General features: G+C 65.2%; 22 protein-coding genes. 8 read left to right on the plus strand and 14 right to left on the minus strand.

Features of this window, described 5'->3' with window-relative positions; translation table 11 throughout:
• Nucleotides 1–50 precede the first annotated feature (50 nt).
• The gene (locus tag JQ617_RS15865) at nucleotides 51–695 is read right to left on the minus strand and encodes a YqgE/AlgH family protein (RefSeq protein WP_063694200.1); all 645 of its coding nucleotides are present in this window, start codon (nucleotides 693–695) and stop codon (nucleotides 51–53) included.
• Nucleotides 696–837: 142 nt separating this feature from the next.
• On the opposite strand from JQ617_RS15865, the gene JQ617_RS15870 reads away from it, so the two are divergent.
• The 3 genes from JQ617_RS15870 to JQ617_RS15880 all read left to right on the plus strand — a co-directional run bounded on the left by JQ617_RS15870 (nucleotide 838) and on the right by JQ617_RS15880 (nucleotide 4,209).
• Entirely contained in the window at nucleotides 838–1,677 is an 840-nt protein-coding gene (locus JQ617_RS15870) for a protein-disulfide reductase DsbD domain-containing protein (RefSeq protein WP_212027128.1), read from the plus strand.
• Nucleotides 1,678–1,829: 152 nt separating this feature from the next.
• Nucleotides 1,830–3,197, plus strand: coding sequence for a flippase (locus tag JQ617_RS15875; protein ID WP_212027129.1), 1,368 nt, complete (start codon nucleotides 1,830–1,832; stop codon nucleotides 3,195–3,197).
• A gap of 187 nt (nucleotides 3,198–3,384) precedes the next feature.
• The gene (locus tag JQ617_RS15880) at nucleotides 3,385–4,209 is read left to right on the plus strand and encodes a sulfite exporter TauE/SafE family protein (RefSeq protein ID WP_145668324.1); all 825 of its coding nucleotides are present in this window, start codon (nucleotides 3,385–3,387) and stop codon (nucleotides 4,207–4,209) included.
• Nucleotides 4,210–4,363: 154 nt separating this feature from the next.
• Here the strand turns inward: JQ617_RS15880 and JQ617_RS15885 are convergent, their stop codons facing one another.
• The 12 genes from JQ617_RS15885 to cysG form a co-directional block, all read right to left on the minus strand.
• Nucleotides 4,364–5,152, minus strand: coding sequence for a 3-hydroxybutyrate dehydrogenase (locus tag JQ617_RS15885; RefSeq protein WP_063694203.1), 789 nt, complete (start codon nucleotides 5,150–5,152; stop codon nucleotides 4,364–4,366).
• 1 nt (nucleotide 5,153) lies between these two features.
• Nucleotides 5,154–6,329, minus strand: coding sequence for a DUF3734 domain-containing protein (locus JQ617_RS15890; protein ID WP_212027130.1), 1,176 nt, complete (start codon nucleotides 6,327–6,329; stop codon nucleotides 5,154–5,156).
• Between the two features lie 78 nt (nucleotides 6,330–6,407).
• Entirely contained in the window at nucleotides 6,408–6,908 is a 501-nt protein-coding gene (locus JQ617_RS15895; protein WP_212027131.1) for a CAP domain-containing protein, read from the minus strand.
• 99 nt (nucleotides 6,909–7,007) lie between these two features.
• Complete coding sequence (locus JQ617_RS15900; protein ID WP_063694206.1) at nucleotides 7,008–8,042, minus strand: sulfate/molybdate ABC transporter ATP-binding protein; 1,035 nt, start codon at nucleotides 8,040–8,042, stop codon at nucleotides 7,008–7,010.
• On the minus strand, nucleotides 8,032–8,949 hold the full coding sequence (gene cysW, locus JQ617_RS15905) for a sulfate ABC transporter permease subunit CysW (RefSeq protein WP_063694207.1): 918 nt from the start codon (nucleotides 8,947–8,949) through the stop codon (nucleotides 8,032–8,034). Before cysW ends, JQ617_RS15900 begins: the two co-directional genes overlap by 11 nt.
• Before the next feature lie 11 nt (nucleotides 8,950–8,960).
• Nucleotides 8,961–9,797 carry a sulfate ABC transporter permease subunit CysT gene (gene cysT, locus JQ617_RS15910; RefSeq protein WP_212027132.1) on the minus strand — a complete coding sequence of 279 codons (837 nt, stop codon included), beginning with the start codon at nucleotides 9,795–9,797 and terminating at the stop codon, nucleotides 8,961–8,963.
• Nucleotides 9,798–9,830: 33 nt separating this feature from the next.
• Nucleotides 9,831–10,832, minus strand: a complete 1,002-nt coding sequence (locus tag JQ617_RS15915; protein WP_212027133.1) for a sulfate ABC transporter substrate-binding protein — start codon at nucleotides 10,830–10,832, stop codon at nucleotides 9,831–9,833.
• 112 nt (nucleotides 10,833–10,944) lie between these two features.
• Nucleotides 10,945–11,676 (minus strand): phosphoadenylyl-sulfate reductase, encoded by a 732-nt coding sequence (locus JQ617_RS15920; RefSeq protein WP_063694209.1) that lies wholly within the window; start codon nucleotides 11,674–11,676, stop codon nucleotides 10,945–10,947.
• Nucleotides 11,673–12,188 carry a DUF934 domain-containing protein gene (locus JQ617_RS15925; RefSeq protein ID WP_063694210.1) on the minus strand — a complete coding sequence of 172 codons (516 nt, stop codon included), beginning with the start codon at nucleotides 12,186–12,188 and terminating at the stop codon, nucleotides 11,673–11,675. Before JQ617_RS15925 ends, JQ617_RS15920 begins: the two co-directional genes overlap by 4 nt.
• Entirely contained in the window at nucleotides 12,175–13,830 is a 1,656-nt protein-coding gene (locus JQ617_RS15930) for a nitrite/sulfite reductase (RefSeq protein WP_212027134.1), read from the minus strand. Before JQ617_RS15930 ends, JQ617_RS15925 begins: the two co-directional genes overlap by 14 nt.
• A gap of 11 nt (nucleotides 13,831–13,841) precedes the next feature.
• Nucleotides 13,842–14,156, minus strand: a complete 315-nt coding sequence (locus tag JQ617_RS15935; RefSeq protein ID WP_063694212.1) for a DUF2849 domain-containing protein — start codon at nucleotides 14,154–14,156, stop codon at nucleotides 13,842–13,844.
• Complete coding sequence (gene cysG, locus JQ617_RS15940) at nucleotides 14,153–15,577, minus strand: siroheme synthase CysG (protein WP_212027135.1); 1,425 nt, start codon at nucleotides 15,575–15,577, stop codon at nucleotides 14,153–14,155. The genes JQ617_RS15935 and cysG overlap by 4 nt, the downstream gene beginning before the upstream one ends.
• Before the next feature lie 236 nt (nucleotides 15,578–15,813).
• On the opposite strand from cysG, the gene cysD reads away from it, so the two are divergent.
• The 4 genes from cysD to JQ617_RS15960 all read left to right on the plus strand — a co-directional run bounded on the left by cysD (nucleotide 15,814) and on the right by JQ617_RS15960 (nucleotide 21,483).
• Complete coding sequence (gene cysD / locus JQ617_RS15945; protein WP_063694214.1) at nucleotides 15,814–16,608, plus strand: sulfate adenylyltransferase subunit CysD; 795 nt, start codon at nucleotides 15,814–15,816, stop codon at nucleotides 16,606–16,608.
• A gap of 21 nt (nucleotides 16,609–16,629) precedes the next feature.
• Nucleotides 16,630–18,546, plus strand: a complete 1,917-nt coding sequence (gene cysC, locus JQ617_RS15950) for an adenylyl-sulfate kinase (protein WP_212027136.1) — start codon at nucleotides 16,630–16,632, stop codon at nucleotides 18,544–18,546.
• A gap of 407 nt (nucleotides 18,547–18,953) precedes the next feature.
• Nucleotides 18,954–21,119 carry a malate synthase G gene (locus JQ617_RS15955; RefSeq protein WP_212027137.1) on the plus strand — a complete coding sequence of 722 codons (2,166 nt, stop codon included), beginning with the start codon at nucleotides 18,954–18,956 and terminating at the stop codon, nucleotides 21,117–21,119.
• Between the two features lie 163 nt (nucleotides 21,120–21,282).
• Nucleotides 21,283–21,483, plus strand: coding sequence for a CsbD family protein (locus JQ617_RS15960; protein WP_025033984.1), 201 nt, complete (start codon nucleotides 21,283–21,285; stop codon nucleotides 21,481–21,483).
• 128 nt (nucleotides 21,484–21,611) lie between these two features.
• Here JQ617_RS15960 and JQ617_RS15965 read toward each other — a convergent pair whose 3' ends face one another.
• Nucleotides 21,612–21,767, minus strand: coding sequence for a Thivi_2564 family membrane protein (locus tag JQ617_RS15965; RefSeq protein WP_063694217.1), 156 nt, complete (start codon nucleotides 21,765–21,767; stop codon nucleotides 21,612–21,614).
• Between the two features lie 274 nt (nucleotides 21,768–22,041).
• Here JQ617_RS15965 and JQ617_RS15970 point away from each other — a divergent pair, with 274 nt between their 5' ends.
• Nucleotides 22,042–24,135, plus strand: a complete 2,094-nt coding sequence (locus JQ617_RS15970) for a methyl-accepting chemotaxis protein (RefSeq protein WP_212027138.1) — start codon at nucleotides 22,042–22,044, stop codon at nucleotides 24,133–24,135.
• The last annotated feature ends 244 nt before the right edge of the window (nucleotides 24,136–24,379 follow it).

Here is a 24,379-nt window from a genome sequence, read left to right on the forward strand (position 1 = left end):
CCCCCGTGCGCAATTGCGCACTAGGCGGGGCATGACAGCGAGAATGACGCCTACGCGTGTCCGGCCTCGTTCGAGAGCATGCCGGGGTCGATGCCGATCTTGCGCAGGGCGCGGCCATATTTCTCGTCGACGTCGTCGCCGAAGATCAGGTCCGCGTCGGCATCGCAATGCAGCCAGCCGTTACTCTGGATCTCGGTCTCGAGCTGTCCCGGCGCCCAGCCGGCATAGCCGAGCGCGAGGATGGCGTGCTTAGGACCGGATCCGTTGGCGATCGCGCGCAGGATGTCCACGGTCGCGGTGAGGCAGACGCCGTCGTCGATACGCAACGTCGCCTTCTCGATGTAGAAATCGCTGGAATGCAGCACGAAGCCGCGGCCGGTGTCGACGGGACCGCCTTGCAGCACCTTCATGCTCTCGGCATTCCCGGGCAGCTTGATGTGCTCGCCCTTCTTGATGATGCCGAGCTGCTGCAGCAGCTCGGGGAAATCGATGCTGCCGGCCGGATGGTTGACGATGATGCCCATGGCACCTTCGGCGGAGTGGGCGCAGAGATAGATCACCGAGCGTTCGAAGCGGGGATCGCCCATCACGGGCATCGCGATCAGGAGGCGGCCGTCGAGGTAACCGGCCGAATTGGGGAGCGCGACACCCGCGCCGCGGGTGCCTTCGCCCATCCTCTTGCCAGTGGGAGCCATCGCTGAAGCACTCCGGTTTCAATTCCTATCCTGATGTCGGGCCGGGCCGCTGTCAAATCAAGGCTTGCCGAGATTTGATTCGAGTGCATCCATCACAAGCAATTCAATGGTTTGCCCCGGGGTGACCCTGTAAAGACGTGCCATGCTCACACAAGTTCCCCTGCGTGCGGCGATTGGCGTCGTGACAACCCTGTTTGCGTCGTCGCTGGCGCTTGCCGCGCGTGCCGACGACGCCTCACCCTGGCAGCGTGACGGACATTCCGCGGTGCGGCTGCTCGCGGGGTCGCGCAGCGGCGCCGTGCTGCTCGGCGGTATCGCCTTCCAGCTCCAGCCCGGCTGGAAGACCTATTGGCGCATACCCGGCGATTCCGGCGTCCCGCCGCGGTTCGACTTCTCCAAGTCGGATAATGTCGAAGCGGTCACAGTGATGTGGCCGGCGCCGTTGAAATTCGACGACGGCGCGGGCGGCCATTCGATCGGCTATCACGACCAGGTCGTGCTGCCGCTGCGCATCGTCGCCAAGGCAGCCGACAAGCCGGTGACCCTGCGCGCCGAGATCAACTATGCGGTGTGCGAAAAGCTCTGCATTCCCGTCGAGGCCAATGCCGAGCTCGGCTTCAACAGCGTCGCCTCGACCGAGGACGCGAACCTGCGCGCCGCGCTCGACACCGTGCCGAAGCCCGCCACGATCGGCGATCCCAATCCGCTGACCATCCGCGACGTCAAGCGTGACGGGCCCAAGAACGTGATCGTCGACGTGGCCGTGCCCGACAGCCGCAACGTCCATCTCTACGTGGAGGGGCCGACGCCCGATTGGGCATTGCCGATCCCCGCGCCGGTCAAGGAGAGCCCGGCCGGTGTGAAACGCTTCTCGTTCGAGCTCGACGGACTTCCCCCAGGCGCCAAGCCCGACGGCGCGGCGCTGAAGTTCACGCTGGTCGGGCCGGACAAGTCGTACGAGTTCAATACGAACTTGGATTAATCGTCGTCCCGCGCGCAATTGCGCGCTAGGCCGGGACGACAGCGGGGTGAGGCAACAGCCTCCCACCCAACCGAATCTTAACGAATGGTTGCTAATCCCCAAGCCTACCGCATCAAGCCTGCCGCAGCATGCGGAACGCCTGGGGACTCTTCGTGGCCGTGATGGATGCACAACCCGCAACGACCGGACCGGCCGGGCTGATCGCGCGGCTGCGTGCCAGGCTCACGGGCGGGTCGAGCGAGGCGTCGCTGACACGGCGGCTCGCAGGCACCATCTTCATCATCCGCGTGATCAGCGCAGGCCTCGCCTATTTCTCGCAGGTGCTGCTCGCGCGCTGGATGGGCACCTCCGACTACGGCATCTATGTCTATGTCTGGACCTGGGTGCTGCTGCTCGGCAGCATGATGGATTTCGGCATCTCGGCGTCCGCGCAGAAGATCATTCCGGAATACCGCACCAGCGGCGCGCATGCGCTGCTGCGCGGCTTTCTCTCCGGCAGCCGCTGGCTGACCTTTGCCGCCTCCGCGCTGGTGTCGCTCGCCCTTGCCGGCCTCGTCAGGCTGCTTTCGCCCTGGATCAATCCGGCCGAGGTGCTGCCGCTCTATATCGGCTGCATGACGCTGCCGGCTTTCGTCGTCGCCAACACCCAGGACGGCATCGCGCGCTCGCATGACTGGATGCAGCTCGGCCTGATGCCGCAATTCATCATCCGCCAGGGGCTGATCATCGGCATCACGGCCGGCGCCTTCCTGCTCGGCTACCATCTCGGCGCGGTCGCAGCGATGGTGGCGAGCGCGGGCGCCGTGTGGATCGCGATGACCGGGCAGATGGTGGTGCTGAACCGCAAGCTCGCCGGGCACATCGAGCCCGGACCGAAGGCCTATGACGTCAGGGGCTGGCTCGCCATTTCGTTGCCGATCCTGCTGGTCGAGAGCTTCTACCTGCTGCTGTCCTACACCGACGTGCTGGTGCTGCAGCAATTCCGCCCCTCCGACGAGGTCGGCGTCTACTTCGCCGTGGTGAAGACGCTGGCGCTGGTCTCGTTCATTCATTACGCGATGTCGGCGACGACCGCGCATCGCTTCGCCGAATACAATGCGCTCGGCGACAAGGCGCGCCTGTCGGCCTACGTCGCGCACGCCATCAACTGGACGTTCTGGCCGTCGCTGGCGGCGACCATCGTGCTGCTCGCGCTCGGCAAGCCGCTGCTCTGGCTGTTCGGGCCGCAATTCGTGGTCGGATACGACATCATGTTCGTCGCCGCCATCGGCCTCGTGGTGCGCGCCGCGATCGGGCCGGTCGAGCGCCTGCTCAACATGCTGGGCGAGCAGCGGATCTGCGCCCTCGCCTACGCGCTGGCCTTCGTGATGAACCTGGTGCTCTGCGTGATCCTGGTGCCGCGTTACGGCGGCCATGGCGCCGCGGCAGCGACGTCGATCTCGCTGACCTTCGAGACGGTGCTGCTGTTCTGGATCGTGCGCCAGCGCCTCGGCCTGCACGTGCTGGCGTTCGGCAAATAGGCCCCGCGCACCCAGCGGTGCGTTGGAACGGCTGTTTCGCCGGAAGTTGCAAAAAGAGGCGAAACTCCTGCTCATTCTGGGCCGGCAGCATGATTTTTCTTATTCCATCCAAGTAGTTGCGCCTCAGGGAAAGTTTATTCTACGTCATATTGCTCAACCGACGCGATAAACCTAAGATTCCCTGGACATGATCGATCCACTCTACGTGGCCTCCGGATTTGGCGTCGGCCTGCTCGTCGGGATGACCGGCGTGGGCGGCGGCTCGTTGATGACGCCGCTGCTGATCCTGCTGTTCGGCGTCCACCCCTCCACCGCTGTCGGCACCGACCTGCTCTATGCCGCCGCCACCAAGACCGGCGGCAGCGTGGTGCATGGCTGGTCGCGCAGCGTGCACTGGCCGGCGGTGCTGCGGCTCGCCTGCGGCAGCATTCCGGCGAGCGCGCTGACGCTGCTCGTGCTGTGGAAGCTCGACCTGAAAAGCGACGCCGAGCGGAGCCTCGTCAATCTCGTGCTGTGCTTCGCGCTGCTGCTGACAGCGACCTCGCTGATCTTCCGCAAGGCGATCATGGAGCGCTACCGCAGGAGACTGGAGCAGGTCGACGAGCGCACCACGGCGATCGCCACCGTCGTCACCGGCATCGTGCTGGGCGTGCTCGTCTCGATTTCGTCGGTCGGCGCCGGCGCGGTCGGCGTGACCGTGCTGCTGATGCTCTATCCGCGCCTGCCGATGGCAACGATCGTCGGCTCCGACATCGCCCATGCCGTGCCGCTGACGCTGGTCGCCGGCATCGGGCACTGGGCGCTGGGCGACGTCGACTGGGGTTTGATGGGCGTGCTGCTCATGGGCTCGCTGCCCGGCATCATCGTCGGCAGCTACAGCGCAACGCGCGTCCCGGAAACGGTGCTGCGCCTGACCCTTGCCAGCGTGCTGTTCGTTGTCGCCGGCAAGATCGTGTTCGCGGAGCTGAATCTGTCGTCGGCCATCGTGACGGCGCTGGCCTGGACGCATTGAGCGGGAGGCTGCCGCCTCACCCTCGCTCTCGTAGGGTGGGGAAAGCGCAAGCGTGCCCACCACCTTTTTCAATCAGGTACTGAGCGTGGGCACGGCGCAAGTGCGCCTTTGCCCACCCTACGGATCTGTCGTCCGGGAGACAGGGCTTGCGCCCTCACTCCGCCGTCCAGCCGCCGTCGATCGACAAATTGGTGCCGGTGATCTGCGCGGCATCGTCACCGCACAGGAACAGCGCCAGCGCCGCGACCTGCTCGGAGGTGACGAACTCCTTGGTCGGCTGCGCGTCGAGCAGCACGTCGTTAATGACCTGCTCGCGCGTCAGATTGCGCGCCTTCATCGTGTCGGGGATCTGCTTCTCCACCAGCGGGGTCCAGACATAGCCGGGGCTGATGCAATTGCAGGTGATCTTGTGGGTCGCAACTTCCAGCGCGACCGTCTTGGTGAGGCCGGCGATGCCGTGCTTGGCGGAGACGTAGGCCGACTTGAAGGGCGAGGCGACCAGCGAATGCGCCGAGGCCGTGTTGATGATGCGGCCCCAGCCCTTTTTCTTCATACCGGGCACCGCGGCGCGGATGGCGTGGAAGGCCGAGGACAGGTTGATCGCGATGATCTGGTCCCACTTCTCGACCGGGAATTCCTCGATCGGCGAGACGAACTGGATGCCGGCATTGTTGACGAGGATGTCGACCGAGCCGAACGACTTCTCGCCGAGCGCGATCATGCCGGCGATCTCGGCCGGCTTGGTCATGTCCGCGGGCGAGTACACCGCCTTGACGCCGAAATCGGACTCGATCTTGGCGCGCTCCTTCTCGATGTCTTCAGGAGAGCCGAAGCCATTGATGACGACATTCGCTCCCGCGGCGGCAAAGGCACGCGCGTAGGCGAGCCCAATGCCGCTGGTCGATCCGGTCACGACGGCGTTCTTGCCTGACAGAGTACCCATGTTATTCGCTCCTTTTTGGCGGGGGCGCAGTGACGTCCCCCGTGAGATCGTAGGTCACCATGGTCTCGCCGGACTGCGGCTGCTCGAGCCAGTCCTTGTGACGCATCGACAGGTGCACGTCGCGCACGCCGGCTTCCCAATGCTCGACCATGGCGACATGCGAGAAGTCGTAGTCCTTGGACGAGGATTCGTAGTTCTTGCTGCGGTAGATCAGGTGCACCACGGTGACCGTGCTCTCACGAGATGCCTTGGCAAGGAATTCGACGGAAGGGTCGTTCTTGAGATAATCGGGCAATTTGGAAATCAGGTCGCGCACGGCCCGGCGCGCATTGTGGATCTGCTTGTTCTTGTCCGTATTCATGCGCGTACGGCTGGAGAAGCGGATGTCCTTCTCGCGCTCGGTCGCTTCGAGCAGCGAGTTCGGCAGATCGCCGCGCGCGGAAAACAGGTCGACCTGGAAGATCAGCATGTCGCGCGCGAGCTCGGCGTCGAGCACGTAGTCGAGCGGCGTGTTGGAGGCGATGCCGCCGTCCCAGTAATGCTCGCCGTCGATGATCACGGACGGAAAGCCCGGCGGCAGCGCGCCGGAGGCCATGATGTGCTCCGGACCGATCTTCTTGCCGAGCTTCTTGAACTCGTAATTGTCGAAATATTTGAAGTTGCCCGAGGTGACGCCGACCGCGCCGACCGAGAAGCGCGTCTTGAGGTCGTTGATGCGGTCGAAATCGACCAGGCGCTCCAGCGTCTTCTTCAGCGGCGCGGTGTCGTAATAGCTTTCCGCCTCGCGATGGCCCGGCGGCCACATCGGCGCAGGCGGGACGCGCGGCACGAAGAAGCCGGGCACGCCGAAGGTCGCGATCAGCGCGGCGCTGGTCGAGTTGAACAGCTCGCGGCTGTGATCGCTCTTGCCGACCGGCTTCCACGGCACCGGCGCCGAGACCATCTCCCAGAATTCCTTCAGCCGCTTGACGCGGGTGTGGCCCTCATTGCCGGCGATGATGGCGGCGTTGATCGCGCCGATGGAAATGCCGGCGACCCATTCCGGCTCGAAGCCGTAGCCGCACAGCGCCTGATAGGCGCCGGCCTGATAGGAGCCGAGCGCGCCGCCGCCCTGCAGGACCAGGACGCGTTGGGCATTCGCGGGGACGCTGGCGGATTCCGGGCTATGATCTGTCATAAGGGAACAATAGCAAATGGCGCGCCACCGTGGCGACAGTCCGCCGCGGCGTCAATGCATCCCGGGATCAAGTCTGGCTTATCGCTCGGTCGAGGCCAGGATCATGGTCCAGAACACCTTGTACTTGGTGCCCGGAGCATAGCTCGCCGCGATGCCCAATTTTGTGACACCGCTCTTGAGCATATTGGCGCGGTGCGGGGGCGAGTCGCGCCAGCCGGAAAACGCTTCCGCCAGCGTATGATAGCCGGCCGAGACGTTCTCGACCGCAACGGTTGCGGGATAGCCGCCGGTGGCGAGCCGCTTGGCCAGCGGCGCGCGGACGTCATGGTCCATCTTGTTGGCGGCCGCCATGGCGCCCGACTGGGATTCGGCGAGCCGCATCAGGTCGGGGTCGATCACGACGGCGCCGAGCATGTTGTTCTGGCGGTATTGCGAGATCATGATCGCGGCCGCCTGGGCATCGAGCTTGGCGCCCGGGACCGCCATGTCGGTATACATTGACGGCTGCTGGACCGGCGCTTCGTTGCCGGCACAGCCGGCGAGCAGCAAAGTGATGAGAATTGCGGCCGCAGCGCGCATGGTCAGGAGCCCCCAATGAGGGGCCGTTGTTGCATACCAACCGTGGCTGAAAGGTGAATTTTGAGGAAAATCGGCGCTATCGTCCCGGGGCGACAGGCCTCAGCCCGCAAATATCCGGTAGCGGCGGGGATTGAGGCCGATGGTATCGCCGGCACGGAGTTCCTTGTCGCGGGGGGCATCGATCTCGATGGTTTCGCCGCCGGATAGCGCCACCTCGGCCCGCTGCACCGGGCCGAAATTGCGGACATGCTGGACCGCGCCCTCGAAGGCGCCGCTGCCGGCCGGGCCGACCAGCATGTCATGTCGCCGTACGAACAGTTTTGACGCGCCAGGCGCCAAGCCCTCTGCCGCGAGCTGAAGCGGCCGGTCGCCGAGCCTGATCACGCCGCCATCGACCTGGACCGGCAGCTCGATGGACTCGCCGATGAAGCCGTGCACGAAGGCCGTCGCAGGGCTTTCATAGACGTCGTCGGGCGAGCCGATCTGCTCGATCCTACCCTTGTCCATCACCACCACGCGGTTGGCGACTTCCAGCGCCTCCTCCTGGTCGTGGGTGACGAAGATCGAGGTCACGTTGATCTCGTGATGCAGCGAGCGCAGCCAGCGGCGCAGCTCCTTCCGCACCTTGGCATCGAGCGCGCCGAAGGGCTCGTCCAGCAAAAGGATGCGCGGTTCGATCGCGAGCGCACGGGCGAGCGCGATGCGCTGGCGCTGGCCGCCGGAGAGCTGGCTCGGATAGCGGTCGGCGAGCCAGTCGAGCTGTACGAGGTCGAGCAGCTCCTTGACGCGCGCACGGATGGTTGCTTCGTCTTTCCGGACAGCGCGCGGCTGCACGCGCAAGCCGAAGGCGACGTTCTCGAACACGCTCATGTGGCGGAACAGCGCGTAGTGCTGGAACACGAAGCCGACGTGACGCTCGCGCGCGCCCTGTGCCAGCGCGTCCTCGCCGTTGAAGGAGACTTCGCCGGAATCGGGCCAGTCGAGACCGGCGATGATCCGCAGCAGCGTGGTCTTGCCGGAGCCGGAGGGGCCGAGCAGCGCCAGCAGCTCGCCATTGTCGACCTTGAGGTCGACACCGTCGAGCGCGGCAAAGCTGCCGAACTTCTTGACGAGATTTTTGACTTCAATGGTCATTGACGTCTTGTCCTTCGTCGAGGTGACGTTCGAGAACGGTCTTTGCAATCAGCGTGATCAGCGCCAGCATCGCCAGCAGCGAGGCGATCGCGAAGGCGGCGACGAATTGGTATTCGTTGTAGAGGATCTCGACCAGCAGCGGCATGGTGTTGGTCTCGCCGCGGATGTGGCCGGAGACGACCGAGACCGCGCCGAACTCGCCCATCGCGCGCGCATTGCAGAGCAGGACGCCGTAGAGCACGCCCCATTTGATGTTGGGCAGCGTGACACGGAAGAAGGTCTGCAGGCCCGAGGCGCCGAGCGAGATCGCGGCCTCCTCCTCCTGCGTGCCCTGCTCCTGCATCAACGGGATCAGCGCGCGCGCCACGAAGGGGAAGGTGACGAAAGTGGTGGCGAGCGCGATGCCGGGCACCGCGAACAGGATCTGGATGTCGTGATCCCTCAGCCAGCTGCCGAAATAGCCCTGCGCGCCGAACAGCAGCACGAAGACGAGGCCCGAGATCACCGGGCTCACCGAGAACGGCAGGTCGATCAGCGTGATCAGGAAGGTCTTGCCCGGGAATTCGAATTTCGCGATCGCCCAGGCGGCGACGAGGCCGAACACGAGATTGAGCCCGACCGAGATCGCGGCGACGATCAACGTCAGCTTGATCGCCGCCATCGCCTCCGGCTCGGCGAGCGCGGCGAAATAGGCCAGGACGCCCTTCGAGAAAGCCTGCGCGAACACCACCACCAGCGGCAGCACGACGAAGACGGAGAGGAACAGCACCGCCAGCGTGATGATGGCGATCCGTACCGCAGGCGGCTCGGTGCGGAGGCTGTCGCGTGCCGCCGCCGCGCGGGCCTTTTCACGGGCCTTGGCGTCGGAGGCCGAGAGCGACACCGTATCTGCGATCTGCATCGTCATCGCATCCTCCCTCACCGCACCGGGATCCGGCTCTGCGCCCAGCGCTGGAGCCGGTTGACGGCGAAGATGATGACGAAGGACACGACGAGCATGACCACCGCGATGGCGGTCGCATCGGCGTAGCGGAATTCAGAGAGGCGGATCACGATCAGCAGCGGCGCGATCTCCGAGACGTTCGGCAGATTGCCGGCGATGAAGATCACGGAGCCGTATTCGCCGACCGCGCGGGCGAAGGCGAGCGCGAGGCCCGTGAGCAGCGCCGGCGCGAGTGAGGGCAGGATCACGCGGATGATGGTCTGCCAGCGGCTGGCCCCGAGGCTGCCCGCGGCCTCTTCGATCTCGGGATCGAGATCCTGGAGCACCGGCTGCACGGTGCGGACCACGAAGGGGATACCGATGAAGATCATGGCGACGAAGATGCCGACCGGCGTGAACGCCACCTTGATGCCGAGCGCGGCAAGCGGCGCTCCCAGCCAGCCCTTCTCGGCGAACAGCGCGGTCAGCGCGACGCCGGCCACCGCCGTCGGCAGCGCGAACGGCACGTCGACGATGGCATCGAAGATGCGCCGGCCGGGAAAGCGGTAGCGCACCAGCGCCCAGACGATGATGCTGCCCATCACCAGATTGACGCAGGCCGCCGCGAAAGCGAGCCCGAAGGACACGCGGAGCGCGTTCAGGGTGCGGCGGCTGGAGAGGATGTTCCAGAACTGCTCGGGGCTGAGCTCGAACGATTTCAGGAACAGGCCGGCGAGCGGAATCAGGATGATGATGGACAGCCAGGAAAGCGTCAGTCCCATGGTGAGACCGAAGCCCGGCAATGTCCGGCGTCGTGCTGCGAGTGCGCTCACCAGGCCCCCTGTTGCCCCTCCGACAGCGCCCGATCAGTTCTTGTAGATCTGATCAAAGACGCCGCCGTCGGCAAAATGTTCCCGCTGCGCCTTGGTCCAGCCGCCGAAAACGTCGTCGATCGTGAACAGCTCGACCTTGGCAAAGGAATTCTCGTACTTTTTGGCGATCTCGGCATCCCGCGGACGGTAGAAGTTGCGCGCGGCAATCTCCTGGCCTTCCTTGGTGTACCAGTACTGGAGGTAGGCGTCGGCGGCGTTGCGGGTGCCTTTTTTATCGGCAACCTTGTCGACGATCGCGACCGGCGGCTCGGCGAGGATCGACAGCGGCGGCGCCACGATCTGGAATTTCTCGGGGCCGAATTCCTTGAGCGCGAGATAGGCCTCGTTCTCCCAGGCCAGCAGCACGTCGCCGACGCCGCGTTCGACGAAGGTGACGGTCGCGCCACGCGCGCCGGTGTCGAGCACCGGGACCTGCTGGAACAGCTTGCCGACGAACTCCTTGGCCTTGTCGGCCGAGCCGTACTTCTTCTGCGCGAAGCCCCAGGCCGCCAGATAATTCCAGCGTGCACCGCCCGAGGTCTTCGGGTTCGGCGTGATCACGGCGACGCCCGGCTTGAGCAAATCGTCCCAGTCCTTGATGCCCTTGGGATTGCCCTTGCGTACCAGGAAGACGATGGTCGAGGTGTAGGGGGACGAATTCTGCGGCAGACGCTTCTGCCAGTCGGCCGCGGTGAGGCCCTTGCTCGCGACGGCGTCGATGTCATAGGCGAGCGCCAGCGTCACCACATCGGCCTGCAACCCGTCGATCACCGCCCGCGCCTGCGAGCCGCTGCCGCCATGCGACTGCTTGATCTCGACGCTCTTGCCGGTTTCCTTCTGGTAGGCGGTCGCGAATGCCTTGTTGAACTCGGCATAGAGCTCGCGCGTCGGATCGTACGACACGTTCAAAAGATTAATGTCAGCAGCGAGAGCCGAGCTTGCCCAGAGGAGTCCTGCAGCGAGCGGAACGATACGGCGCATCATGTCCATCTCCATTCACTCCGACGACGTCAATGTCGGCGAAGACATGCAGGCGAAACTCGTGGCGAAACACTCTCAAGTCAACGGAACCGGATTTTCTTGTTTGAAGCAGGGCAGCGCGGCTGTGCTACGAAGTCTTCATCGTGTGGATGCCGCATTCTGTCTTGGCCCGGCCGCGCCAGCGACCCGCGCGCTCATCCTCGCCTTCCGCCGTTCTGCTCGTACAAGGCATACACCCAACCGAACGAAAACCGGACGCCGCAAGTGGATGACGCGGCAATTTGGCGCGGACGAAGATCGCCTCGAGTTCCTCACGCGAGACGTTGGCGAAGGGGTTGAACTTCAACCGTGCACCGTCATCCTCGACGACGGGAATATCGGCGCGCGCATTTCCCTGGAAGCGCTTGCGGCCGTTGAGCCAGGCATCGAACGGTTTCAGCGCGCGGGCCAGCGGCTCCACTTTACGGATACGGCAGCAGGCGTCGGGATCGGAGAACCAGAGATCGCGGTCGGGATCTTCGGCCGACAGCGTCTCCTCGGCCGGCTTGATCGAGCGGACATCCTTGAGGCCCAGCGTCGCGATCAGCGTGTCCCGATAGGCCAGCGTCTCCTCGAACAGCCAGCCGGTGTCGAGGAAGATCACGGGGATCGCAGGATCGACATCCGCCATCACCTTGAGCAGCGTTGCCGATTCCATGCCGAAGGAGGACACCAGCGCCAGCTTCTCGCGCCCGACAGTCTTCAGCGCCGCCGCGATGACCTCCGCAGGCGAAGCATCGCGCAAGGCGCGATCAAGCTTCGCCGCGGAAGGCAGCGCAGAGGCTGGCACCGATGAAACCTGGGGCGCGATCGCGTTCACGTGCCGACACCTTCGGAGTGACGCAGCTGCATGCGCCGGTGCAGCGCCGTGATGCGGCCGTCGCCGGTCGGCTGGTAGAAGACCGAATAGCGCTTTGCGGTCTGCATGAAGGCTTCCGCGTCGGCCTGCTTCTTGACCTCGAAGGAATCGAAGCCGGCACGCAGCATGAACACGAACTGGTCGCGCAGCACCTGCCCCGTCGCACGCAACTCGCCGCGATAATTGTAACGCTCGCGCAGTAGCCGCGCCTGGCTGTAGGCGCGCCCGTCGCGGAAGCTCGGGAACACCAGCGCGACCACGGCGATCTTGCCGAGATAGGGCACGAGCTCGGCGATATCGCGATTGTTCGGCCAGATCACACCGATCTTGCCACCACGCTTGAGCAGCGCCTCGGCCTCGCCGAGGAAACGCTCGGCCGGCACCAGGATGTCGCCGCCCTCGGGCAGCGGCGTGTCGACGGCCAGCTTGACGAAGCTGTCGTCGGCGATTTTTCCGCCGTTAACGAGTGGCATAGACGCGCTCCTTGAAGGGTTCGACGCCGAGACGCTTCACCGTCTCGACGAACAGCTCCTCCGGCCGTTCGCGCAGCGCCAGATAAGCCTCGACAATGTCCTCGACGACGTCGGCGACCTCATCGAACTTGACGCCGGGGCCGATCAGATTGCCGAGCGCGGCATTCTCGTCGGCGCGGCCACCGATGGTGATCTGGTAGACCTCCTCGCCGTTCTTCTCGACGCCGAGAATGCCGATATGCCCGACATGGTGATGGCCGCAGGCATTGATGCAGCCGGAGATGTTGATGTGGAGCCGGCCGATCAGATTGGCCAGCTCGTGATTGGCAAAGCGCCGCGTCAGCTCCTGCGCGATCGGGATCGAGCGCGCATTCGCCAGCGAGCAATAGTCGAGGCCCGGACAGGCGATGATGTCGGTGATCAGGTTGACGTTCGGCGTCGCGAGACCGAGCTTGTCGAGCGCCTTCCACAACGCCGGCAGGTCGCGCTTGGCGACATGCGGCAGCGCGAGGTTCTGCTCGTGGCCGACGCGAATCTCGCCGAAGGAGTATTTGTCGGCGAGATCGGCGAGCGCATCCATCTGCTCGGCCGTGGCGTCGCCGGGAGGCGCGCCGATCGGCTTGAGCGAGATCGTGACGATGGAATAGCCCTGGACCTTGTGCGGGGCCACCGAGTTCTTGCGCCAGGCTTCGAACTCGGGATCGGCCGCGGCCTGCCGCAGCTCGTCCGGCATGTGCGGCAGCTTCTCGTAGGCCGGGTAGATGAAGCGGGAGCGGATGTCCTCGATCACCTCGTCGTCGATCTGGAGCGAGGAGTTGCGAAGGTGCTGCCACTCCTCCTCGACCTCGCGGGAGAATTTCTCGATGCCGAGCTCGTGCACCAGGATCTTGATGCGCGCCTTGTAGATGTTGTCGCGGCGTCCGTACTGATTGTAGACGCGCAGGATCGCCTCGATGTAGCTGAGGAGATCGCGGCCATGGACGAAATGCTTGATGGTCTTGCCGATGAACGGCGTGCGCCCGAGACCGCCACCGACCAGCACTTCGAAGCCGGTCTCGCCCTTCTCGTTCTTGATCAGGCGCAGGCCGATATCGTGAACCTTGATCGCGGCGCGGTCATGGTCCGACGCGGTGATGGCGATCTTGAACTTGCGCGGCAGGAACGAGAATTCCGGATGCAGCGTGGTGTGCTGACGGATCAGCTCCGACCAGATGCGGGGATCCTCGATCTCGCCGGGCGCGACGCCGGCCCATTGGTCCGAGGTGACGTTGCGCATGTTGTTGCCGGAGGTCTGCATCGCATGGATGCCGACTTCGGCGAGATCGGCCAGCGCGTCCGGCAGGTCCGACAGCTTGATCCAGTTGAACTGGATGTTCTGCCGCGTGGTGAAATGGCCGTAGCCGCGGTCGTATTTGCGCGCGACATGGGCAAGCGCCCGCAACTGGTTCGTCGCCAGCGTCCCATAGGGGATCGCGACGCGGAACATGTAGGCGTGCAGCTGCAGATAGACGCCGTTCTGCAAGCGCAGCATCTTGAATTCGTCCTCGGTGAGTTCGCCCGAGAGGCGGCGCTGCACCTGGTCGCGGAATTCCGAGACGCGCTCGTTGACAAGTGTGCGGTCGATTTCGTCGTAAGCGTACATTGAAGAGTGCCTTAACCCTGAGCCGGCAGCTCGATGGTGACGCCGGCCTTGCGGATCTGTTCGCGCAGATTGCCCGGCTTGATCGCACCGTCGTCGCCGAGTTCCACCGGCGCGATATAGGGACCGATCGCGCCGACGTCATCGGCAACGGCCTCGGCAAGCAACGCCTTCGCCTCGTCGGAGTTGCGCACGATTGCGGCATCGGCCAGTTCCGCCGACCAGCCCTTGTCGGCCGTGCGGTAGACGACAATGCCGTCCCAGGTGCGGTTGGCGGTCACGATGGAGGGACCGGCGATCTTGATTTTCTGTTGCAGTGGGGAGGTCATTCGGCAGCATCCAGGAGGTCAGAGATGATTTGTTTGGGTGTTTGGCGACGAAGCGAGCCGGCATGCCGGACCACGTCGCCGATGATGAGGATGGCGGGACCGCCTTGGGTCCGCCGCACGACCTCGGGCAGGTCGCGCAGCGTGCCGATCGCGCCTTGCGCGTCGGGCCGCGTGACGCGGGCGAAGACGCCCACCGGGGTCTCCGGCGAGCGGCCGGCTGCGAACAGGCCGGCGCGGATCGCGGGCGCCGCGCTCATGCCCATATAGACCACGACGGTCATCCTGGTGTCGGTCAGCGTCGACCAGTCCACGGCTTCCGCATCGCGCGCCTTGTGCGCGGTGAGGAAGGTGATGCGGGTTGCTTCGTGACGATAGGTGAGCGGCACCTCGAAATCGGCGGCGCCGCCGAGCCCTGCGGTGATGCCGGGGATGATCGAATAGGAAATCCCTGCTGCGCGCAGCGCTTCGACTTCCTCGCCGCCGCGGCCGAACACGAAGGGGTCGCCGCCCTTCAGCCGTACCACGCGCTGGCCGGATTGCGCGGCCTCGATCATGCGCTTGTTGATGGCATCCTGGCCGATGCCGGGCTTGCCGACGCGGCGGCCGACCGGCACGCGGGTGGTATCGCGGCGGATGCGGTCGAGAATTTCAGGCGAGACCAGCTCGTCGTGGAAGACGATATCGGCGTCCTGAAGGGCGCGCAGCGCCTTGATGGTGAGAAGGTCAGGATCGCCGGGACCTGCGCCCACCAGCGCGACCGAGCCTTCCGGCTTGTCCGCGCGTGCGAAATCGGAGGGATCGGCGATCGCCTTGAGCGACGCGTCCGCCTCGGCCTTGCGGCCGGCGAGCACGGCGGCGCCGATCGGACCGTCGATGACGCGCTCCCAGAAGCGGCGGCGCAGCGGAAACTCGACAATGCGCTCGTTGATGGATTTGCGGAAGCCGCCGATGAACTCGGCGAGCTCGCCGATGCGCGCCGGCAGCAGCGCCTCGATCTTCTCGCGCACGCGGCGCGCCACCACCGGCGAGGTGCCGCCGGTGCCGACCGCGACCACGACGTCGCCGCGATCGACGATCGCCGGGAAGATGAAGCTGGAATGCTCGAGATCGTCCATGACGTTGACGGGCAGGCCGAGCGACTTGGCGCGGACCGACATGGCAACGCCGACATCGCCCGCGCCGGCGCAGACGATGGCGATGACACCCGAGAGGTCGGCGGTCAGCGGATCACCGGCCGCGATTTCGATGTGCGCGGCGGCGTCGATGCCGAGGCCGAGATCATCATTGCCGTCGATCGCATGCACGCGAAGGCGCGCGCCGGCAGCAGTGAGTACGCGCAGTTTTGCGCGCAAAAGCTCACCCGCGCCGATGAGGACCACCGGACCGGCCTTGAGATCGAGGAACACCGGCAAGAACCGCATGCGATACTCGCTTCCCCCACATCCGGGGTTGACTGGAATTATTTTCTATATATGTGTCGTTTCGAGCGCGCAAAGAGAAAATTTTTTCTTCTCTTCTGCGCCGCAACTATAGAAAATTCGCCTCCAAACGCAAAGTGGCAGAGATGCATCTTCTCAGGACCGATTCCGGTGCAGATGGACGGGACTTCCGCCCCGCCGTTTCCGAGCAAATTCCAGTCGGGCTGACCGCCCCCAGCATGGACCATCTCGACCAGCTCGAGGCGCAGAGCATCTACATTTTCCGCGAGGCGTTCGCCCGTCTGAAGAAGATCGCCCTGCTGTGGTCGCTCGGCAAGGACTCCAACGTCATGATCTGGCTGGCGCGGAAGGCATTCTTCGGAAAGATGCCGTTCCCGGCCCTCCACGTCGACACCGGCAAGAAGTTTCCGGAGATGTATCGCTTCCGCGATCATTACGGGAAGGAGTGGGAACTCGATCTGCGCGTTGAGCCCTGCCCGCCCATCGATGCCGTCGACCCAACGCTGCCGCCGGCCGCCCGTTCCGCCGCGCGCAAGACGGAAGGGCTCAAGATGGCGCTCGCCAAATACGGTTTCGACGGCCTGATCGCCGGCATCCGCCGCGACGAGGAAGCGACCCGCGCCAAGGAACGCGTGTTCTCGCCGCGCGGCCTGGAAGGCAATTGGGACGTGCGCGACCAGCCGCCGGAGTTCTGGGACCATTTCAACGCCTCGCCGCCGCAAGGCGCGCACTTGCGCATTCATCCGATCCTGCATTGGACCGAGGCCGACATCTGGGCCTACACCAAGCGCGAGAACATCCCGATCATCCCGCTCTATTTGTCGAAAGACGGCAAGCGCTACCGCTCGCTCGGGGATCAGGACATCACCAACCCCGTGAACTCGACCGCGTCGACCATCGACGAGATCCTGATCGAGCTCGAGCAGACCAAGGTGCCGGAGCGTGCCGGACGCGCGCTCGACCACGAGACCGAGGACGCCTTCGAGCGCCTTCGCGTCGCCGGCTATCTCTGATCTCCAGGACGCGAGCGCGATATGAACATGATCGTCACCCCCTCTTCGTCCGCGACGCCGAACGGCACCACGCGACCGCAGGTCCGCATCGTCATCGTCGGCCATGTCGACCACGGCAAGTCCACGCTGGTCGGCCGCCTCCTGCACGAGACCGGCAGCCTGCCCGACGGCAAGCTGGAGATGCTGAAAGCCGTCAGCGCGCGGCGCGGCATGCCGTTCGAATGGTCGTTCCTGCTCGACGCGCTGCAGACCGAGCGTGACCAGGGCATCACCATCGACACCACGCAGATCCGCTTCCGCACCAATTCGCGCGACATCGTGCTGATCGACGCGCCCGGCCATGCCGAATTCCTGCGCAACATGATCACCGGCGCATCGCAGGCCGACGGCGCGGTGCTGATCATCGACGCGCTCGAAGGCGTGCGCGACCAGACGCGGCGGCACGGCTATCTCCTGCATCTGCTCGGCGTGAAGCAGGTCGCGGTCGTCGTCAACAAGATGGACCGCGTCGACTTCTCGGCCGACCGCTTCAAGGAGATCAGCGACGAGATCTCCGCGCATCTCAACGGTCTCGGCGTGAAGCCGACCGCCGTGATCCCGATCTCTGCACGCGACGGCGACGGCGTTGCCGAGCGCACCGACCGCATCCGTTGGTACAAGGGCCCGACCGTGGTCGAGGCGCTCGACCAGCTTGAGCCGGCGCGTCCGCTCGAAGCGCTGGCGCTGCGTTTGCCCGTGCAGGCGATCTACAAGTTCGACGACCGCCGCATCGTCGCGGGCCGCATCGAATCCGGCAGCCTCACCGCGGGCGACGAGATCGTGATCATGCCGGCCGGCAAGATCGCAAAGATCAAGACCGTCGAGAGCTGGCCGGTGACGCCGGTCGCGGGACGGCAGGGCGCGGGCCGCTCGGTCGGCATCACGCTCGACCGCGAATTGTTCATCGAGCGCGGCGACATCATCGCGCATGCCGGCACCGCCCCGCGCGAGACGCGCCGCCTGCGCGCGCGTATCTTCTGGCTGCACGACAAGCCGCTCGCCAAGGGCGATCAGCTGCTGGTCCGCTGCGGACCGAAGGAAAGCCGCGCCACCGTCGTCGCCATCGAGAAGGCGGTCGATCCCGGCGAGCTGTCGAGCTCCGAGAACAAGGCGATCGGCCGCAACCATGTCGGCGAGATCGACATCTCGCTTTCGAATCCGATTGCCACCGATCCCTACACCGAGAACCCGCGCACCGGCCGCCTCGTGATCGAGGTGTCCGGGCGCATCGCGGGCGGCGGCCTCGTGCTGTCGGTCGATGCCGGCCAGCGTGCCGTGCCGGTCGACATCGTGCCGGTGGAATCGGCACTGCGGCCTGACGAGCGCTCCGCGCGCTATCAGCACAACGGCGCCGTGGTCTGGCTCACCGGCCTGCCGGCCTCCGGCAAGTCGACGCTGGCGAAGGCGCTGGAGCGGCGGCTGTTCACCAATGGCGGCTCACCGATCCTGCTCGACGGCGACACGCTGCGCGCAGGTCTCAACAGCGATCTCGGCTTCTCCGCCACCGACCGCAGCGAGAACATCCGCCGCCTCGCCGAAGTCGCGACGCACCTCGCCCGCAACGGCCACATCGCGATCGTCGCCGCCGTCTCGCCGGCGCGCGAGGACCGCGCCACCGCGCGCCGCATCGCCGACACCGCGTTCCGCGAGATTCATGTCGCGACACCGGCCGAGGTGTGCGAGGAGCGCGATCCCAAGGGCCACTACAAGAAGGCCAGGGCCGGCGCGCTGGCCTCGTTCACCGGCATCGGCAACGACTACGAGCGGCCCGAGGCCGCCGAGCTCGTGATCGACACGTCGAAGCGGACGGTGGCCGAGGCCGCAGACGAGATCGAGCAGATGCTGAAGACCTCGGGCGTGCTGTTCGACGAAGTCGTGGACCTCGCCGCGAATATATGAGGCAGGCATTTTCGCTGGTGCGCTCGCTGCATCCGCGCAAATAGTGCGTTCCCTCCCCCCTTGCGGGGGAGGGCTAGGGAGAGGGGTCCACACGGGGACTCTCTCCGTCAGGAGCATTCCGCTCCATCGATCTCAGACCTACCTTTTCCTGGGCCACCCCTCTCCCCCGCCCTCCCCCGCAAGGGTGGAAGGAGCGCAGTTGTGTGCCCGGCGGGAGCCGGTCTCGACCGCTTGTAAAAAGCGTCACGCCCTCACCTCTTCTTGACATTTTGACAGACCTTTGGGGGTCTTCTCACCGCCCCGATTTTGGGGCTAATAGGTCCCGAAAGCCGCCCCCTGTGGGCGCATTTTGCTGCTGTCGGGTCAAAAGCAGCCAAAAACAGCCATTTCCAACAAGAAAGCCCATCATGAAACGCGTCGACGCCCACGGATTGAAGATCGCACCCGTCCTGTTTGACTTCATCGCCAAGGAAGCGGCCCCGAAAACGGGGATCGCGCCGGATGCGTTCTGGGCCGGGGTTGCAGGCATCATCAAGGACCTGGGGCCGAAGAACCGCGCGCTGCTGGCGGTGCGCGACACGTTGCAGGCCAAGATCGACGACTGGCACCGGGCCAACAAGGGCAAGGCGTTCGACCTCGCCGCCTACACCGCCTTCCTGAAGGAGATCGGCTATCTCGTCCCGGAGCCGGCGACGCAGAAGGTCGAGACCGCCAATGTGGACGAAGAGATCGGCAAGATCTGCGGCCCGCAGCTCGTCGTTCCCCTCACCAATGCGCGCTACGCGCTGAACGCGGCGAACGCGCGCTGGGGTTCGCTCTACGACGCCTTCTACGGCACCGACGCGATCCCGCACGACCCGTCCGAAGGCGGCAAGGGCTACAACAAGGCCCGTGGCGACAAGGTGATCGCGAAAGCAAAAGCGTTCCTCGATGCCGCCGCGCCGCTGGCGACCGGCAGCCACACCGACGTCACCGCCTATAGCGTGGTCGCGGGCCAGCTCGCCGTGAAGCTGAAGAGCGGCAACGCCACCGCGCTGAAGAACGCCGCGCAGTTCGCGGGCTTCGAGGGTGAGGCTGCTTCGCCGAGTGCGGTGCTGCTCGTCAACAACGGCCTGCATGTCGAGGTGAAGATCGACCGCAGCAGCGCGATCGGCAAGGACGATCCGGCCGGCGTCGCCGACATGATCATGGAAGCTGCGGTCTCCACCATCCTGGACATGGAAGACTCGGTCGCCGCGGTCGATGCCGAGGACAAGGTTCTGGTCTATCGCAACACGCTCGGCCTGATGAACGGCACGCTGTCCGCCGATTTCGAGAAGGGCGGCAAGACGCTGACGCGCTCGCTCAATGCCGACCGCAGCTACAAGACGCCTGACGGCAAGGGCGAAGTGAAGCTGCACGGCCGCAGCCTGCTCTTGATGCGCAATTGCGGTCACCACATGTTCACCGACGCGGTGCTGGACGAGAAGGGCGAGGAAATTCCGGAAGGCCTGCTCGATGCCGCCGTGTCCGGCCTGCTCGCCATCCACGATCTCAAGGGCAATTCCAAGGTCAAGAACAGCCGCACCGGCTCGGCCTATATCGTCAAGCCGAAGATGCACGGCCCGGACGAGGTGTCGCTGACATGCGAGATCTTCGACCGCGTCGAGAAGATGCTGGGCCTGCCCGAGAACACGCTCAAGGTCGGCATCATGGACGAGGAGCGGCGCACCACCGTCAACCTCAAGGCCTGCATCCAGCGCGCCTCCAAGCGGATCATGTTCATCAACACCGGCTTCCTCGACCGCACCGGCGACGAGATCCACACCTCGATGGAAGCGGGTCCCATGATCCGCAAGAACGAGATGAAGGCGCAGGCCTGGATCAAGGCCTACGAGGACTGGAACGTCGACATGGGCCTGCTCGACGGCCTGCCCGGCCATGCCCAGATCGGCAAGGGCATGTGGGCCGCGCCCGACAAGATGGCGGACATGCTGGCCCAGAAGCTCGCGCATCCGCAGGCCGGCGCCACCACCGCCTGGGTCCCCTCGCCGACCGCCGCCACGCTGCACGCGCTGCACTACCACCAGGTCAACGTCATCGCGCGCCAGCAGGAGCTGACCAAGGGCGGCCCGCGCGCCAAGCTCTCCGACATCCTCACCATTCCGGTGTCGAAGTCGAACTGGGCGCCCGACGACGTCAAGCAGGAGATCGACAACAACTGCCAGGGCATTCTCGGCTACGTCGTGCGCTGGATCGACCAGGGCGTCGGCTGCTCCAAGGTGCCCGACATCCACGACGTCGGCCTGATGGAAGACCGCGCGACCTTGCGCATTTCCAGCCAGCATCTCGCCAACTGGCTGCACCAAGGCGTGATCACCGAGGCGCAGGTGATGGAATCGCTCAAGCGCATGGCCGTCGTTGTCGACAAGCAGAACGCCGGCGATGCGATCTACAAGCCGATGGCGCCCGCCTTCGACGGCGTCGCCTTCAAGGCTGCCTGCGACCTGATCTTCAAGGGGCGCGAGCAGCCGAACGGCTACACCGAGTACATCCTCACCGCGCGCCGCCGCGAGGCCAAGGCGGCCGGTTGAGTCCGGTCATTCGAACGTCAAAAGCCCCGGCGCGAGCCGGGGCTTTTTTGTTGGGCAGGTGTAGCCCGGATGAGCGAAGAAATCGCGGGCGAAACGTCGCGGCGTAGCAAGGAACGGCCGCCCACACCTCGCGTTGTCGGGCCATCAGCAACGGGAGATGCACATGGACTGGAACCGCATCGAAGGAAACTGGAAGCAGTTCAAGGGATCGGCCAAGGAGAAGTGGGCCAAGCTCACCGACGACGACCTCACGCTGATCGAAGGCCGCCGCGAGCAGCTCGAGGGCCGGCTCCAGGAACGCTACGGCAAGGCCAAGGACCAGGTTCGTCAAGACGTCGACGACTGGCTGAAGTCGCTGCACTAGCGCAGCACGAACGAAGCCCCGGCGAAAGCCGGGGCTTTTTGTTACGCTCGTAGCCCGGATGAGCGAAGCGACATCCGGGACCTTTGCTGCGGCACTCCGGATGCGCTCATCCGGGCAACGTACCGTCGCTAGAACACCGCGAGATATTTCAGCAGCGATACGATGCCGATGATGATGACGATCACGCGCGCGATCTGCTTGGCGCGGCCGTCCATCGGCAGCATGTTGATCAGATAAAGAACGAGAATGATGACGAGAAAGGTGACGAGTACGCCAACCAGCATCGCGAAGCCCCCTTCTGGCAAGTTGCGAACGCTATCTTAACGCGCGTCACGCGCGCTGGTTCCATCGCCGCAACCCCCTGCAACTTCTAGTAAATACGTACTTCTACCGTACGGCGGGATGCCTAAAACTTTACCCTTTTCCTTTCACATGCGGAAACCGTTTGGGCCTTGAAGCGCAAACGGCATGTGATTGCTGATTCTTGCAGGCCCCATCCTTTTTCGCTCGTTGCCGGGGCGCCTTCGCGAACTTCGATTTGGGAATTGGGGGACTTCGATGCTGAACCGTCTGACCGTATCCGCACTGCTGAAGGCGGTGATCGCGATCACGTCGGCCTGCGTGGTGATTGCGCTCTCGCTCACCGCGTATGAGTCCTGGGATCGGCTGAGGACCGCCAGCCGCATCTCGCAGATCACGGATGCCTCCGCCGACCTGTTCAAGGCGATGCACAATCTGCGCACGGACCGCTCGACCACCAACCGGCTCCTCAATTCGACCGAGCCGATGGACGCCGAGATCGAAAAATATCTGCGCGCGATCCGGGACGCCGAAATGCCGGCGATGGCCCACGCGCTCGAGTTGCTGCCGGCGATGGACTTTCCGCAGTCGGCCACGCTGGTGCCGGAGTTCGCGCGGCTCTACAAAACGGCCAGCGAGCAGCAGAAGCAGTTCTGGGAGGACGTGGCCAAGCCGAAGGACCAGCGCCGCGCCAGCCTACCGAAGGACTACATGGAGACGACGCAGGGCCTGCTCGACACGCTCGACAAGCTCTCGAACGCCCTGGCCGCCACCGTCAACCACCAGGACGCGACGATCGACCAGCTGCTGTCGATCAAGCAGAACGCCTGGCTGCTGCGCAACACGGGCGGTGAAGCCTCGCTGATCATCTCGACCGGGCTCAACGCCGGCCGCATCACGCCGGAGACGCGCCTCGCCTACACCCAGTTCGTCGGCGGAACGGCTGCGATGTGGAAGGCGCTGGAATTGTCGACCTCGGGCATGCAGCTGCCGCCGGCCCTGTCGTCGGCCATGGCCGCAGCCAAGAGCGCCTATTTCGACCCGCAATATCTGGCGCTTCGCGATCGCCTCGCCAACACGCTCGCCAATGGCGAGAAGGCCGAGATGACCGCGAACCAGTGGACCCCCGTGACGGTGGGCCGCCTCTCGAGCGCGGTCGCCGTCGCCGAGACGGCGCTCGACGCAGCCAAGAGCCATACGCTGGAGCAACGCGGTGCCGCGCTGCGCGCGCTGATCGTGCAGCTCGTGCTGCTCGCGTTCGCCGTCGGACTTGCCGTCGGCGCGATCATGCTGGTCAGCCGCCGCGTGATCCGTCCGCTCAACACCATCCGCGACTCCATGCTCAAGGTCGCCGGCGGCGACCTTGCGGTCGACAGCGGCTATCTCGAGCGCCAGGACGAGATCGGCGCGCTCGCCGGCGCGCTGGAGACATTCAAGCAACAGGCGACCGACAAGCTCAAGATCGAGGCGCACGAGCGCGAGCGCAATGCCGGCGCTTCCGCGCGCCAGCGCGCGATTGAAGGCTATGTCGGCGAGTTCGAGGGCATGGTCCGCAAGACGCTCGGCGAGTTGAGCGACGCCTCCGGCGCGATGCGCAAGACCTCGGGCGATCTGTCCGCGGTGTCGCGCCAGACCAACGACCGCGTGCAGGTCGCGGGCAAGGCCTCGAATGACGCCTCCATGAGCGTCGACAGCGTGGCCGCGGCCGCCGAGGAGCTCTCGGCTTCGATCAACGACATCAGCCAGCAGGCGGCCCATGCCGCCGGCATTGCCAGCCGCGCCGTCAACCAGGCCCGCGAGACCGACGGCACGGTTCAGGGGCTGGCCCAGTCCGCAGGACGCATCGGCGAGGTCGTCGGCCTGATCAACACCATCGCGGCCCAGACCAATTTGCTCGCACTCAACGCCACGATCGAGGCGGCGCGCGCCGGCGAGGCCGGCCGCGGCTTCGCCGTGGTCGCATCCGAGGTCAAGTCGCTGGCCAGCCAGACCGCGAAGGCGACGGAGGAAATCTCCGGGCAGATCGCCGACATCCAGAGGGTGGCGAGCGACGCCATCAACGCGATCCAGACCATCGGTGGCATCATCGGCGAGGTGAACGAGGTCGCAACCGCGATTGCCGCCGCCGTGCAGGAGCAGGGCGCAGCGACGCAGGAGATCACCCGCAGCACGCAATATGCGGCGCAAGGCACCAAGAACGTCTCGGACAACATCACCGGCGTCAAAGCCGATGCGGACGCCGCCGCTGCGGCCGCGGACAACGTGAAGACCGCTTCCGAGACGCTGGAGAGCCAGAGCCGCCAGCTCGGCCACGAGGTCAGCGACTTCCTCGGCAAGATCCGCGCGGCTTAGGGCTGCCAACGCGCAGGCGGCGCCGCCGCATTCCCCCGATGTCGTCCTGGCGAACGCCAGGACCCCTAGCCACCGGCGGTCGTAAAAGGCAGGGCCGGTGGTGAGCATGTGCCGCCACGCCCGCAATCGGGGTAATGGGTCCTGGCTTTCGCAAGGACGACGACGGTGAATGCCCCGTAATTTTACGGCAGGAACACTGTCTAAGTTTTTACCCTTTTCGGGCCAAATGCGTTCCAGACGCGTG

It is taken from the genome of Bradyrhizobium sp. KB893862 SZCCT0404, from assembly GCF_018130885.1.
Classification (GTDB): Bacteria; Pseudomonadota; Alphaproteobacteria; order Rhizobiales; family Xanthobacteraceae; genus Bradyrhizobium; species Bradyrhizobium stylosanthis.

What these genes read in the sequence shown, in the direction of transcription:
- JQ617_RS15865 (WP_063694200.1), bottom strand. Translation starts at nt 695, where the DNA reads ATGGCTCCCACTGGCAAGAGGATGGGCGAAGGCACCCGCGGCGCGGGT.
- JQ617_RS15870 (WP_212027128.1), top strand. Translation starts at nt 838, where the DNA reads ATGCTCACACAAGTTCCCCTGCGTGCGGCGATTGGCGTCGTGACAACC.
- JQ617_RS15880 (WP_145668324.1), top strand. Translation starts at nt 3,385, where the DNA reads ATGATCGATCCACTCTACGTGGCCTCCGGATTTGGCGTCGGCCTGCTC.
- JQ617_RS15885 (WP_063694203.1), bottom strand. Translation starts at nt 5,152, where the DNA reads ATGGGTACTCTGTCAGGCAAGAACGCCGTCGTGACCGGATCGACCAGC.
- JQ617_RS15890 (WP_212027130.1), bottom strand. Translation starts at nt 6,329, where the DNA reads ATGACAGATCATAGCCCGGAATCCGCCAGCGTCCCCGCGAATGCCCAA.
- JQ617_RS15895 (WP_212027131.1), bottom strand. Translation starts at nt 6,908, where the DNA reads ATGCGCGCTGCGGCCGCAATTCTCATCACTTTGCTGCTCGCCGGCTGT.
- JQ617_RS15900 (WP_063694206.1), bottom strand. Translation starts at nt 8,042, where the DNA reads ATGACCATTGAAGTCAAAAATCTCGTCAAGAAGTTCGGCAGCTTTGCC.
- cysW (WP_063694207.1), bottom strand. Translation starts at nt 8,949, where the DNA reads ATGACGATGCAGATCGCAGATACGGTGTCGCTCTCGGCCTCCGACGCC.
- JQ617_RS15915 (WP_212027133.1), bottom strand. Translation starts at nt 10,832, where the DNA reads ATGGAGATGGACATGATGCGCCGTATCGTTCCGCTCGCTGCAGGACTC.
- JQ617_RS15925 (WP_063694210.1), bottom strand. Translation starts at nt 12,188, where the DNA reads ATGCCACTCGTTAACGGCGGAAAAATCGCCGACGACAGCTTCGTCAAG.
- JQ617_RS15930 (WP_212027134.1), bottom strand. Translation starts at nt 13,830, where the DNA reads ATGTACGCTTACGACGAAATCGACCGCACACTTGTCAACGAGCGCGTC.
- JQ617_RS15935 (WP_063694212.1), bottom strand. Translation starts at nt 14,156, where the DNA reads ATGACCTCCCCACTGCAACAGAAAATCAAGATCGCCGGTCCCTCCATC.
- cysG (WP_212027135.1), bottom strand. Translation starts at nt 15,577, where the DNA reads ATGCGGTTCTTGCCGGTGTTCCTCGATCTCAAGGCCGGTCCGGTGGTC.
- cysD (WP_063694214.1), top strand. Translation starts at nt 15,814, where the DNA reads ATGGACCATCTCGACCAGCTCGAGGCGCAGAGCATCTACATTTTCCGC.
- cysC (WP_212027136.1), top strand. Translation starts at nt 16,630, where the DNA reads ATGAACATGATCGTCACCCCCTCTTCGTCCGCGACGCCGAACGGCACC.
- JQ617_RS15955 (WP_212027137.1), top strand. Translation starts at nt 18,954, where the DNA reads ATGAAACGCGTCGACGCCCACGGATTGAAGATCGCACCCGTCCTGTTT.
- JQ617_RS15960 (WP_025033984.1), top strand. Translation starts at nt 21,283, where the DNA reads ATGGACTGGAACCGCATCGAAGGAAACTGGAAGCAGTTCAAGGGATCG.
- JQ617_RS15965 (WP_063694217.1), bottom strand. Translation starts at nt 21,767, where the DNA reads ATGCTGGTTGGCGTACTCGTCACCTTTCTCGTCATCATTCTCGTTCTT.
- JQ617_RS15970 (WP_212027138.1), top strand. Translation starts at nt 22,042, where the DNA reads ATGCTGAACCGTCTGACCGTATCCGCACTGCTGAAGGCGGTGATCGCG.